The organism is Leptobacterium flavescens (assembly GCF_010671605.1).
GTDB classification, from domain to species: Bacteria; Bacteroidota; Bacteroidia; order Flavobacteriales; family Flavobacteriaceae; genus Leptobacterium; species Leptobacterium flavescens.
The window spans coordinates 1,377,915-1,390,382 of record NZ_JAABOO010000001.1 but is presented as its reverse complement, the minus strand read 5'-3'; the positions used below and the strand labels follow the sequence as shown (position 1 = coordinate 1,390,382).

Sequence of the window (12,468 nt, the reverse complement as noted above, 5' to 3'; positions counted from 1 at the left end):
TTATAAATGTATGATCTGTAGAAGTAAAACCCTTGAAAAATAGATAGGTATATATCGGAATTCAGCGAATAATGGGTGTTTTTAACCCGTTTTACTCATTGAACTTGCTTTTTTGTTGAGTTGTTTGATAAAAAAAGAAGGATATACCCCGGAATATTTATAAAAAGCTTTGGCAAAAGTCTCGGGATGATTAAAACCTACTTCATGTGCGATAGATTTTATGGTATAGTTCTTAAATGTTCGATCGGTTTGCAAACGGCTTATGGCATGTGCTATTCTCAAATCGTTGATATAAGAAATAAAGCTTTTGCGTTCACTGAAATTGATCACCTGTGATAAATACTTGGTGTTTGTATTTAGTTTTTTGGCCAGTTTGCTCAAAGTAATTTGCTGATCTGTAAAAGCGTGTTTGTCCTCAAACATCTGCAACCCCTTAAGAATGTCATCAACGATATCCTTTGGCACTTCAATACGCTGCCTGGAGATCGTTTTTTGAGGTTTCGGGGGATTTTTTTGCTCCCGCATAAATTTTTCAAAACGCTTTTGATAAATGAGCCTTCTGTAGTACAGATAAATGATCAGGAGAATTGCAAGGAAGAGTAAAATACTCAGAACATTGTTCTTAATAAAAGATATACGCTTTTGAGATTGTAAAGTACTGATGATATCGTCTTTTTCCGAAATCAGTTTGGCGGTATCGTATTTCGTAATAATGTTTTTTGACAAATACCGGTAATTATTTTGCAGAATACTGTCAAAACTCATAAGCTGATCAATATAAACCAACTGGTTTTGGTAATCGTTCTTTTCCTTGTAATAATTGATTAGCATCTCATAACCATCTCTTATCTCTGGTGCTATTTTCCGATTTTTTTCAAATATGCTAGCTGCTTTCTTAAGGTAATATATTCCCTCTTCATTATTTTTTAATTGATAGAATGCTTTTCCGAGATAGGAATAAAGAAGTAACAATTCTGTATCATCTCCTCCCTTCTCAAAAAAGGGAAGAACCTCATTGAGATATTCGATGGTGTTTTCGTAATTCCCTTTGAGATATTCATTTTTGGCCCCGTTAAAAGTAAACTGATAATACCAGTATCCTTTTTCACCGGGAAGGACCTTTTTAAGAGCTATATCGTTGTAATAGAATGCAGAATCCACCTCTTTAAGATTCCGGAAAACTGTGGATAAAGCGAAGAGAGAATTGTAATAATTGAATTTGTTTTCTTCATTCTTTAGAGCATAGGAAAAATATTCCCTGAAATGTTCGAGAGCTTCCTCGTATTCTCCCAGATCATTTTTAAGCAATCCAATATTAAATCTGATCTGATTCTGTAAAAATGCATTTTTATTACCGACGTATGAATTTGCTTCAAGATAATTGTCCAGGGCATTTTTAAAATTCTGATTCCCGTAATAGACACCACCTTTAAACACATATCCTTGCGCAGTATAAATGGAATCATTTCTTTTTTTTGTTATCAGGATTAGACTGTCCAAATAGAGAAGTCGTACCTCATCTTCCTTTAACAGATAAGCTAAATTACGATAGGCTGTGGCAAGATGTGCTGAATCTCTATCAATTTTTGCTTTTTGTAAATAAGACTTTGCATGAACTCCTGAAAGAGAAAAATTATAACCTGAATTCACAATCACTTTTTCTAATTCTTCATAAGTTTTTCCTCTTAAAGAATCAGGGATTTTAAAGGAAGTTTGAGCGTTAATATCTGTATTGGTGCAAAAAGAGATAAACAGAAAGATATAAAAGGAAAATGTAAAAACTCTCATTTTAGTCAACGGTTAAGATTACTAATATATATAAAAAATTAAGCTGAAACCTGATGAAGTTTTCTTTCCCATTAGTTAATAAGATAAGTGTCGTAATTCCCTGAATTGCGGAGTCGATATTCCGGAATATCGATCTTTTGTACTTGACCAGTACTTTTCCTACACGCTACATTTACCGGTGAATTTCAGAAAATTTCAATTAACTATTAAACTTTTGAGTTATGAAAAAAAACAAATTAAAGGGCTTATCCCTTAACAAAAAGACCATTTCAAGTTTTAGTCAGGAAAGAGTAAAAGGAGGAAGCGAACTTCCTGAAAACAGCCATGATCCGGCCTGTTTGGAACCAACAGGAGTTTCTGCCTGTTTACCATGTGTTGAAAATCCTACCGAAGGATGTGGAGGTGGAACCATATTCGGATGTGTAAGTGTTGAATGTGGTCCTCTTACGATACAATTCTGTTAGGAAGGATCGTCTAAAAAATAAATAGCCTTCCCTTGTTGGAGGGCTATTTATAATTCATGATCAATACCTCTGCCTGAAGGAAGGTTTTTCTGTTTTTAGGATTTTTCAGTTTGCGGAAATGCAGGTTTGTAACCTCTCCGTAACGGGTCTTCTGCTCTAACTGATGAACGAGTTTTAGGATATTCTCAAAACTTCCTTCCACCTTAAAAAGGAAAGAATTTTTGGATCTTCCGTTTTCCGAAAATATATGAGGTTCATCAAAATCGATAAGCTTAAGCTGTAGTTTTTCCGATGCCTTGTTAATTGTCTTCAGTAAATTATTTTGCATTGAAGTTTCGGTAATCTGAAATTTCTTAAGCAAGGAATCGTAATGCTTATTCTTCTCATTGAGAAGCCCGAATTGTCTTGGAATATTACTAAATAACTCTTCCTGACTTTTAAGTTCGCGATATTGAGCTTTCTGCTCAAGCGTTCTCTGAATGGCAAACTTATAACAGATAAATACTGCCAGAAGGCTGGCCAGGATCAGCATACTATTTTTTCTTTTGTTATTCATCGGCAATACGAACTTTTATTTTAAAAAATGAAGTGTTGGCGGCCTGAAAACCGTAGTCTTCCACATCTACTCTTAAAACCCAATCCAGGCTCTCCAGATGCTCTATCCACAATGAAAAATTGTCGCTATTGGTAGACTGCCCATAGATATCGATCACCCCCGGATTTAAAAGTATTTCCTTATCCTTTTTTATTTTCTTTTTTAACGGTTGATAGTCTATTTCCGTAAATAGGAGCGTTTCCGGAATTTCGGCGGAGATTTCATCCAGGTACATCGAACTTCTGGAAGCCGAAGAACTCAGTACATCTTCTACCAGCTTTTCTTTTCGGGCAATAAGTGCGTTTAATTCCATCAGTTTTTCCTTATTGCTGGTATTGATCTCAGAGGTTTGTTTTAATTGCTCTACCTTCTGGTAATAGTGATTAAAGGCAAAAAAATTAATCAGCAATACTATGAGAAGTAGGACCATCAATGCTCTTGAAAACAAGCGAAAAAAACGCTTTTGATAAAAATTCTCCTGAAAGGAAGCGTTTTGTTCTTCCAGGTTGGAGAATCCCGCAGTGTTCCTGAAAAAATGCATTAGAGCAGCACTTAAACTCAGCAGATAAAGACTTGCAGTTTTGATCCCGTTCACATTATAAGGAACTTCAACCGTATCGGTTTTATGAATGGTAAGACCATCTTCCTCTCTGACAATTTCTGTGTTGGACAGATGTATTTTATCCTTTGGAAGGAACTCTTCCACCTGCCTTAATTGATGTAAAGCAAGGGAACATCCTATGATGGCAAACCCTTTAGCTTCTAATTTTTCGAGAATTTCATCAACATAGGGCTTTCTACAGATGGAGACCAGTGTGCTTCCGCAAACTTCCGATACCTCATAATAGAAATCCTCCATATTAAGGTTCGGAAAAGCCTTGTTTACCACAGCCAGGTCGGCGACCTTTGTGCGACCTACACTTTTGGTAATTACCTGGGAAGTATTAATGACTAGAAATAAAGCTTGCTGCTTTTTTAACTGTTCCCCCAGATCTTCCATTTCCGGAACTTCAAAGCTCTTCAGTTCTTCGAGGCTGTTCTTTCTTCTGATAAGCTGTACCCCATAGAACTTTTCATCCCCTGCATATTCCGAATATTCCAGTCCGCAGAAAACCCTTCCATCTTTGATATTTTTAAAAAGATCCTTTAGCATTTAATATATGATCGTGGGTTTAATTAAAACAGTGAGCTTTCTTTTGGTATCTTCCCGTCTTCTCTGGCTGAAGAACCATTTTATAACCGGTACTCTTGCCAGGAAAGGCACTCCGTTACCCGAATCGTTCTTTATTTTTTCTTCCAGTCCGCCAAGCACTGCAATATCCTGGTCTCTTACGCGGATTATAGAGCTGAATTCCCTCGAGTTCAATCCCGGAGGAGCATCTTCATCTATTCGAGCTCCGTTAAAATCGGATTGTACTACGTTGACATCCAAAGTGATTTGCCCATCACCCGAAACCGAGGGTTTGACATTTATGGCCAGCTCGGCATCGATAGGAACAAAATTCCTGATCTCGGTAGATTGAGGGATCTGCGATCCGAAAAAATTCTGACTCGTTACCACATAATAAGTGGTCTCTCCGATGGAGAGGGATGCCCGATGTCCGTTTAGAGTAGAGAGCTTGGGTGTGGACCGTATTTTTACCAGTCCGTTGGCTTCCATCGCCTTGATATTGGCAAAGAAATTAGGAACCACTTTCCCGATATTGGTAAAGCCATCAAATCCGCCTATGATCCGGTTAACCGTCTTAGCTCCAAGGGTAATATCGGTATTCGGAAAAAGTCCGCCCCTGGTATTTACAGGCTCATCACCTATACCCCAACTGATCCCGCTTTCTATAGTTGCCGATTTATTGATCTCCAGAAGGATCACTTCAATCAGAATAAAAGGTACCGGCTTGTCGATCTGATTGAGAAAAGCTTTAAAGCGATTTACATTTGGCGCAGGACCACTTACCATAAAACTGTTCAGTTCCACATCCATGGTTATATCCAATCCCATTTTTACATCTTCAGGCAATATACTGATCAGGGTTTCCGCTTTGGAGTCGCCTGAATTAAAGCCCTGCTGATTTCTGTTGACCCTATTGTTATTGTTGTTCCGGTTATTAAAATTATTGTTGTTCCCGAAATTGTTATTATTCTGAAAACCGTTGGCAGAGCCGCCTATAAAATTCAGATTTCCCCCTTGTGTTCTGCCTGCGCTTCGCTGACTCCCGAAAGAACCCGAAGGATCTCCCAGCAATTCTACCGAGCGGTGTTGTAACTGGATCACTTCGATCTTGCGAACACTTAACTGGTCTGAAGTACCAAAGAAATATGTATTCCCTTCTTTTTTATAGGTAAACAGGCCGGAAGAACCGCTTAGGCCGCTTTGCTGTCTGCTTGTGCTACTTGAAGTCTGAACATTGTTTGACGTTGATACGGAAACAGATTGCTGAGCTTCGAAAAGTTTATCCAGCAGGTCGTCAAAAGCGATATATTTCGTCTTAAAAGTTGCAGTCCCGGCTTCATCCAACGGCTTTGCAGTAAAAATATTGACTTTCAGATCATTCCCGATATCACTGATCACATCCTTGATGGGAATATTTTCAAAATCCACTTCTATCACCTGATTTAAGGTATCCAGAACTTTGTAATAGAAACTGGAACTTTTATTTCTTCGCGGTCTCGGACGAGTCGTATTTGTCGTATTGCTTGCTGTTGTTCCCTGAACGAGCGAATTATCTTCAAACAGATAAAAACCGTCCTTGTTCTTGGTAACCAAAAGATCATTTGCAAAAGCAAGATTACTCATGGCACTGTGAAAGGAAGCCCCGTTAATAAAAGAAGTTATGGGCTTATCTGCAATATCGGGAGACCAGCTCAGTTTCTTTCCACTTTCATTCATTATAGCGATAAAAGCATCGTATAACTTATCGTTTTTAAGATCGAGAGAAATGATATCCTGAACGGCGTTGTATTTTACGGGAATTATTCGCTCCTCAACCTCAAGAGGAGGCGCGCTGTATTTTTTAACCGACAGGATATTCCCCGTAAAATCGATATCCAGATCGTACTCCTTGCACAAAAACACCAACAGATCTGCTACGTTAACATCCGGGAAATTATTGACCAGGGTGATGGAGTTTAGTTCGGATGAGATATTGATGTTTAACTGATGTACTTTAGACACAGCAGTTAAAAAATTGGGGAGGGTTATATCGGTTACATTGATATTGAGCTTCAATTCCTCGGTTAATCCTTTATTTTCAACTGAAAGTACTTCTAATCTATTTTTGATGTTTTCTATCCTGTTATCCTGGGCGCTCACCCAAAAACATAAGAATAAAAGACAAAGAATACTCCATTTTCTAATCATGATCAATTGCTTAATAATGCATATACTTCTTCCACAGAGGTAACTCCCTCTTTTATCATTTGCAATGCATTGGTTTTTAAAGTGTTTATTTTATTTTCGGCCAGATAACTGTCGATTTCCAGCTCATTGCTTTTAATGTGTTTTACGAGTTCCCGCTTAATCGGGATAATCTCGTAAATAGCCTTACGCCCCCTGTAACCTGTGTAATAGCATTCGTTGCATCCAACGGCTTCATAGTGATCTGTAAGCCAAGTGGGGATCTTAAAATCTTGTGGAAAAACCTCCGGATTTACAGTTGTTTGTTGTTTGCAGTTGTTGCATAGCTTCCTTACCAGTCTTTGTGCGACACTTACGTTTAAAGTACTGGCTATGAGAAATGTTGGAACTCCCATATCTATAAGCCGGGATACGGTGGCCCAGGCAGAGTTGGTATGTATGGTAGATAGTACCAGGTGTCCGGTCAGGGCGGCGCGGATAGCCATATTGGCGGTCTTTACATCCCTTATCTCACCTACCATGATAATGTCGGGATCCTGCCTTAAAAAAGTGCGCAGGGCCGATGCAAAATCCAGGCCTATATTTTCCTTAAGTTGCACTTGATTTACGCCTTCCAGGGTGTATTCTATAGGATCTTCAATGGTCAGGATATTGGTTTTACTGTCGTTAAGTAGTTTGAGCGTAGCGTACAGTGTAGTGGTTTTTCCTGAACCCGTAGGCCCTGAGATCAGTACAATTCCGTTAGGCTTTTTGGTGCTTTCGGTATAAACAGATAGTTCTTCCTTGCTAAAACCCAGATCTTTTAAGTCTATATTGTTATTGTCCTTACTGAGGATCCGCAAAACGATCTTTTCACCGTGAAGGGTCGGGAGGGAAGAAACCCTGATATCGAATTCTTCAGCTCCGCGGTTCACGCTTATTCTCCCGTCCTGCGGCAGGCGCTTTTCCGAAATATCCAACCCGGCTCTGATCTTGATCTTATTGATAATAACGGGATATTCCTCAATGGGGATGGTAAACTGCTCTGTGAGTTTCCCGTCCAGACGAAAGCGGATCCTGCACTTGTGCTCATAAGGTTCAAAATGAATATCACTACTCCCTATTTCCTTGGCACTCTGAAGGATCTTTTCCAGAAAATCTGAGGTATAGTGAATATCTTCCGCGGCTGATTTTTGTGATCTTCTGAAATTTGTGCTTAAGAATTTTTGTAGCTGCTCCGTGGATTCATCTATGAGGCTGACCTTCTTTCCAAGGATAATTCCCAATTCACTTTCCAGGGCACTTTTGTCTTTCCTATCGGTCTTAAAGGCAATATGTCCGTTCAGGGCTTCTACCGGTACTATACGATAATGAAAAGCCTGTTCAGCCGAAATGAGCTGTTGTAATTCAACCGGTATTTGAAAAGTATTATCCATATTCAAAACTGATATAAGAAAGCTTGATTGCTAATGAGGTTCCAGGTGAAGACTGAGCCAAAGAACAGCGACATATAACCCGCCAGGGGTACGCTTAAATTTTTCCTTTTTCCCTTTACCAAAAGGTGAAGGACCAGGCTAAAGACGAGCGAAAAAACAAATAGGATGCTAAAACTGATTGTGGGAAAGGCAAGGCCTATCGCATAAAATAAAAGCAGGTCCCCCAAACCGAAACTTCCGTTTAAAAAAGCAGACCTCATTATGAGCTTGCTGTACAGATATAGGATCAGAAGTACGATGGAGATCAGCATAAAATTGATCCCAACATTATTTAGGAAAACAAGCTTGTCGCTTTGAAAAAAATGTAGGAGTCCTAGCAGAGATCCGATTGTAGGAAAAAGAAACCAATGCACCATACGAAAACGCAGGTCTTCGTACAAAACGATCCCAAAAAGCAGGACTAATATGATTTGTAGGAAAAACATCAGTCTTTTACAATTTGTTTAGGGTTTCCATTTTCGTCAATTTCCCACACGTTAAAAACTCCGTCACCATCAAAATCGGTTATTGCGGTAGCCCTTGCTTTAAAAGATGCATTCGTAGCTTCCAGGAGTTCATAACTGTAATTGGCATTTCCGTTTTCATTAACCGTTCTGGGTGCTTCGTAGTCTAAAGCAGTCATTTCCGGGCTGTATTTGGCATACATATACCTATAGGTGGTTTGTGCATTATATATGGCCTTAAGCTGGGTTTGTGCCTCGATAGCTTGGGTTTTGGCAATAAGCGGCATCAGGTTAGGCAATGCAATTAAAAGGAGGATGCCTATAATGACCAAAACGATCAGCATTTCCTGAAGATTTAGCGCCGGAACCTTTTTGTTTAAATAGCTTTTCATAGTTTTTATCTTATAATTATGATCATTTATATAATATTATTCCTACAAATATAGTGTAAATATATATTTAATTATTTATAAGAAAAAATAATTTTATTAAATATATAATAATTAATATACTATAATATTTTTCTTGCAAAATAAAAATTTATTCTTACATTTGTGACTCTAAATGTAGGAATTTATTTCAAAAAAATAATCAAAGTTTTCTTAACAAGTAAAAAATAAGTTTATGGATAAAAAGATTTTAATTTCAGTTGTTGCCACTTTCATTGCTTCAATTACTTCTGCGCAGGTACATGAAGATGCTAATGGGAATGTTGGAATAGGGACTACCAATCCATCCGTTAAATTAGATGTTAATGGAATTATTAGAGGGACAGATTACCTTACAATTGATAAGAATGGAAGTTATAGGCTTGCTCTGAACGGACAATCTAACGGATATATTTATGGAAGGAATGATGCTGGCGAAGATAAATTCCTTATAAATTCTAATGGTTACTCCTGGTTTAACGGGGGGAATGTAGGAATAGGAACTACGAACCCTCTGAGTAAACTTCAGGTTGAAGGGCGAACTACGGTTGGTACTTCAGGAGTATTACACCTTGATTGGTCATACGAATCCAATTGGGGAGGAAATGCCAATAACTGGGCAGGTTATTTGGGCTTTAATGCTTATAGAAGTAATAATGATGGAAAAGACTACTATTTCGGGACCAACCAATATACAAGCAAAGGAGTTTTTGAAGGATCTAATTATGGGTTCAGATGGCTGTACAGAAATGTAAATAATAGTGATTCCAACGGTCAGCACCAGCTTTCAGAATATATGAGGTTGACTAATAATGGGAGATTGGGGATAGGAACTACCAATCCTTCCGCTAAACTTCATGTTAATGGTGATGGTATAAGATCATTAAGGTATTCTACAAATAATATTAATGATCGAATCAATGATAGTCCCTGGTATGGATTAGGAAGAAGTGATTTTACTGGACTATCCGTTGCTAATGATAAAACTTCCGTCCAGGTTGCCGGATATTATGGATTGCTGTTTAGGACTTCTGGAGGAACTTTTGGACTTCATCAGAACGGAAACATCGGAATAGGCACTACTTCGCCAGATTCCAAACTCACTGTAAAAGGAAAAGTCCATGCTGAGGAGGTAAAAGTAGACCTTTCCGTTCCTGGGCCGGACTATGTTTTTGCCAATGATTATGATCTCCGTACTCTGGAAGAACTTCAGAAATATATTCAACAAAACAAGCATTTACCAAATATCCCATCTGCTGTGGAAATGGAAGCCAATGGAGTTGAATTAGGAATTATGAATATGAAACTTCTGGAAAAGATTGAAGAGTTGACGCTTTACACTCTGGCACAGGAGAGAAAAATCAAAAAACAAACGGAAGAACTGGAATTACTTAAAAAGCAGAACACAAAAATTCAACAGCTGGAAGAGAAATTAAATCAATTATTAAATAATAAATAGGGGAGATTATGAGAAAAATAATATTGGCGGGGGCCTTTTTGTCAGCGATTTCCATAAACGCACAGACTACAAATTTTGACAATTTAGTTGCCAACAACTACACAGGTAAATCAATCACCTGGTTTTCGTCTAGTTGGGGGTCAGGTTTTGGGCATCGAATTATTAATTCAGATCCGGGGGGAAAGACTTTATTAAGTATTCAGGGAAGGCATAATACAGCTACCTGGTCAGATATTTTAACGTTGACTTCAAACGGAAAGGTGGGAATCGGAACTACAGATCCTTCCGGTAAATTACATGTTTCCAGTGGTGTTTTAGGGGATGCGATTTTTATTTTGGATGCCGATACGGATAATAATAATGAATCTGATAATCCTATAATTCAACTTAGACAGGATGGTGGAGCTACCGGGATTAATATGGGCTTTTCCGAGGAAAATTTCGGGGGGAATAATTTTGGGATTGGTACCAAGTATTCGAATCAGGAAGTATGGAATAGATTTATCATTAACCCACAGAACGGAAATATAGGTATTGGAACTACTAACCCCTCTGCTAATCTTCATGTTAATGGTGATGGTGTAAGAGCATTAAGATATTCTACAAACAATATTAATGATAGAGTGAATGATAGTCCCTGGTATGGATTAGGAAGAAGTAATTTTACCGGGCTATCTACAGCTAATAATAAAACTTCCGTTCAGATTGCAGGGTATTATGGTCTACTGCTTAGAACTTCCGGAGGAACTTTTGGCCTTCATCAGAATGGAAACGTTGGAATAGGCACTACTTCCCCCGATTCCAGGCTCACTGTAAAGGGAAAAGTCCATGCCGAGGAAGTAAAAGTAGATCTTTCCGTTCCGGGGCCTGACTACGTTTTTGCAAACGATTATGATCTCCGCACTTTAGAAGAACTTCAGAAATACATTCAACAAAACAAACACTTACCCAATATTCCATCTGCAAAAGAAATGGAAACCAATGGAGTTGAATTGGGAATTATGAATATGAAGCTTCTGGAAAAGATTGAAGAATTGACGCTTTATACCTTGAAACAACAAACGGAGCTTAATTCTAAGAACTCCAGGGTTCAAATTCTCGAGAAAAAATTGAAAAATCAGGAAGAACGCCTTCAAAAACTGGAAGAACTTATAAAAAGCAAATAAGATGAAAAAACTGCAATTAATCTCACTATTTGCATTGGCATTTACCTGGGGGGTAAATGCTCAAAATACTTTTCCTTCTTCAGGGAATGTTGGAATTGGAACTATAACACCAGCTCATTTATTGGAATTAAACACAAGTAGCTCTACTCATGCTCTGTTTAAAGGAACTTATACTGGAATTCAGGGGATTCAGATTGAAAGAAATGGTGGAGATAATATCAGACTGGTAACAAATTATTCAGGTTATGGAGGAGGGCTTGAATCCAGTTCTGTCTTGCGTTTTGCCGTAAACAATAACAGCATTACTAACCCTTCAATGTACATAAATAATAGTGGTAATGTAGGAATAGGGACTACTAACCCTCTATCCAGGCTTTTCGTATATAAAGGAGCTTCAGGAGGAAGCCCTCATAGCTTTTCTGATATTACAGTTGAAGACAATGATAATGGAATGATATCTATTCTCACTCCGAATAACAGGGATGCATATTTCGGATTTGCTGACCAGGATGATTCTTATGTAGGAGGAATGCAATATGATCATTCCAACGATGAGATGACCTTTAGAGTAAATAATCATAATTCTGATATGGTTATTAAAAGCAATGGAAATGTAGGTATTGGAACCACTTCTCCGGAATATTTACTACATGTGAATAATGGAGTGAAACTTAGAAAAACAACGATAGGGGCGACTGTTGGAAGTGCTGCTAATAGCTGGATTAGAGATGAGTGGCTTACAGGTAATTCAGGCCCTCCAAAATGGGATGAGAGTATACAGAAATGGGTGCGCCCATCAGGTACTTATAATGACATAGGGGGAATTATTTATCAGGATGAAGGAACTTACTTTATCAGACATCAGGCAGGATCTCAACTCGAATATACAAATACCGAACTTCTGGATAAAGCATATCTGTTTGCTAACATGTTTAACGGAAATGTAGGTATTGGAACTACTTCTCCCGATTCCAAACTCACCGTAAAAGGGAAAATCCATGCCGAAGAGGTAAAAGTAGATCTTTCTGTTCCCGGACCTGACTATGTTTTTGCTAACGATTATGATCTCCGCACTTTAGAAGAACTTCGGAAATACATTCAACAAAACAAGCATTTACCCAATATCCCGTCTGCTGTGGAAATGGAAGCCAATGGAGTTGAGTTGGGAATTATGAACATGAAACTTCTGGAAAAGATTGAAGAGCTGACCCTCTACACTTTAGAGCAAGAGAAGAAAATCAAAAATCAGGAAGAGCGCCTTCAAAAACTGGAAAACCTTTTAAAAAATAAATAAA

At 38.2% G+C, this 12,468-nt stretch carries 10 protein-coding genes; 4 read left to right on the top strand and 6 right to left on the bottom strand.

Features of this window, described 5'->3' with window-relative positions; translation table 11 throughout:
- Positions 1–81: 81 nt before the first annotated feature.
- Positions 82–1,788, bottom strand: coding sequence for an AraC family transcriptional regulator (locus tag GWK08_RS06065; RefSeq protein ID WP_163605999.1), 1,707 nt, complete (start codon positions 1,786–1,788; stop codon positions 82–84).
- 221 nt (positions 1,789–2,009) lie between these two features.
- On the opposite strand from GWK08_RS06065, the gene GWK08_RS06060 reads away from it, so the two are divergent.
- The gene (locus GWK08_RS06060) at positions 2,010–2,252 is read left to right on the top strand and encodes a hypothetical protein (protein ID WP_163605998.1); all 243 of its coding nucleotides are present in this window, start codon (positions 2,010–2,012) and stop codon (positions 2,250–2,252) included.
- Positions 2,253–2,295: 43 nt separating this feature from the next.
- Here GWK08_RS06060 and GWK08_RS06055 read toward each other — a convergent pair whose 3' ends face one another.
- From GWK08_RS06055 to GWK08_RS06035, 5 genes are all read right to left on the bottom strand, one after another.
- Positions 2,296–2,808: a hypothetical protein gene (locus GWK08_RS06055; RefSeq protein WP_163605997.1), complete on the bottom strand. Its 513-nt coding sequence runs from the start codon at positions 2,806–2,808 to the stop codon at positions 2,296–2,298.
- Positions 2,801–4,000, bottom strand: a complete 1,200-nt coding sequence (locus GWK08_RS06050) for a hypothetical protein (RefSeq protein ID WP_163605996.1) — start codon at positions 3,998–4,000, stop codon at positions 2,801–2,803. Before GWK08_RS06050 ends, GWK08_RS06055 begins: the two co-directional genes overlap by 8 nt.
- Entirely contained in the window at positions 4,001–6,205 is a 2,205-nt protein-coding gene (locus GWK08_RS06045; protein WP_163605995.1) for a type II secretion system protein GspD, read from the bottom strand. It lies immediately after the preceding gene.
- A gap of 2 nt (positions 6,206–6,207) precedes the next feature.
- Positions 6,208–7,617 carry a GspE/PulE family protein gene (locus GWK08_RS06040; RefSeq protein ID WP_163605994.1) on the bottom strand — a complete coding sequence of 470 codons (1,410 nt, stop codon included), beginning with the start codon at positions 7,615–7,617 and terminating at the stop codon, positions 6,208–6,210.
- A gap of 484 nt (positions 7,618–8,101) precedes the next feature.
- A complete protein-coding gene (locus GWK08_RS06035; protein ID WP_163605993.1) occupies positions 8,102–8,512 on the bottom strand; it encodes a prepilin-type N-terminal cleavage/methylation domain-containing protein in 411 nt (136 codons plus the stop codon).
- Positions 8,513–8,744: 232 nt separating this feature from the next.
- Between GWK08_RS06035 and GWK08_RS06030 the strand changes: the two genes are divergently transcribed.
- Genes GWK08_RS06030 through GWK08_RS06020 form a run of 3 tightly spaced genes read left to right on the top strand, consistent with a single transcriptional unit; the run spans position 8,745 to position 12,467 of the window.
- Positions 8,745–10,007 carry a tail fiber protein gene (locus GWK08_RS06030; RefSeq protein ID WP_163605992.1) on the top strand — a complete coding sequence of 421 codons (1,263 nt, stop codon included), beginning with the start codon at positions 8,745–8,747 and terminating at the stop codon, positions 10,005–10,007.
- An 8-nt stretch (positions 10,008–10,015) separates the two neighbouring features.
- Positions 10,016–11,173, top strand: coding sequence for a tail fiber protein (locus GWK08_RS06025; RefSeq protein ID WP_163605991.1), 1,158 nt, complete (start codon positions 10,016–10,018; stop codon positions 11,171–11,173).
- Position 11,174: 1 nt separating this feature from the next.
- Positions 11,175–12,467, top strand: coding sequence for a tail fiber protein (locus tag GWK08_RS06020; protein WP_163605990.1), 1,293 nt, complete (start codon positions 11,175–11,177; stop codon positions 12,465–12,467).
- Position 12,468 lies beyond the last annotated feature (1 nt).

Excerpts from the sequence above, each read along its gene's own strand:
- GWK08_RS06050 (WP_163605996.1), bottom strand. The coding sequence starts at position 4,000 with ATGCTAAAGGATCTTTTTAAAAATATCAAAGATGGAAGGGTTTTCTGC.
- GWK08_RS06060 (WP_163605998.1), top strand. The coding sequence starts at position 2,010 with ATGAAAAAAAACAAATTAAAGGGCTTATCCCTTAACAAAAAGACCATT.
- GWK08_RS06035 (WP_163605993.1), bottom strand. The coding sequence starts at position 8,512 with ATGAAAAGCTATTTAAACAAAAAGGTTCCGGCGCTAAATCTTCAGGAA.
- GWK08_RS06040 (WP_163605994.1), bottom strand. The coding sequence starts at position 7,617 with ATGGATAATACTTTTCAAATACCGGTTGAATTACAACAGCTCATTTCG.
- GWK08_RS06025 (WP_163605991.1), top strand. The coding sequence starts at position 10,016 with ATGAGAAAAATAATATTGGCGGGGGCCTTTTTGTCAGCGATTTCCATA.
- GWK08_RS06055 (WP_163605997.1), bottom strand. The coding sequence starts at position 2,808 with ATGAATAACAAAAGAAAAAATAGTATGCTGATCCTGGCCAGCCTTCTG.
- GWK08_RS06065 (WP_163605999.1), bottom strand. The coding sequence starts at position 1,788 with ATGAGAGTTTTTACATTTTCCTTTTATATCTTTCTGTTTATCTCTTTT.
- GWK08_RS06020 (WP_163605990.1), top strand. The coding sequence starts at position 11,175 with ATGAAAAAACTGCAATTAATCTCACTATTTGCATTGGCATTTACCTGG.
- GWK08_RS06045 (WP_163605995.1), bottom strand. The coding sequence starts at position 6,205 with ATGATTAGAAAATGGAGTATTCTTTGTCTTTTATTCTTATGTTTTTGG.
- GWK08_RS06030 (WP_163605992.1), top strand. The coding sequence starts at position 8,745 with ATGGATAAAAAGATTTTAATTTCAGTTGTTGCCACTTTCATTGCTTCA.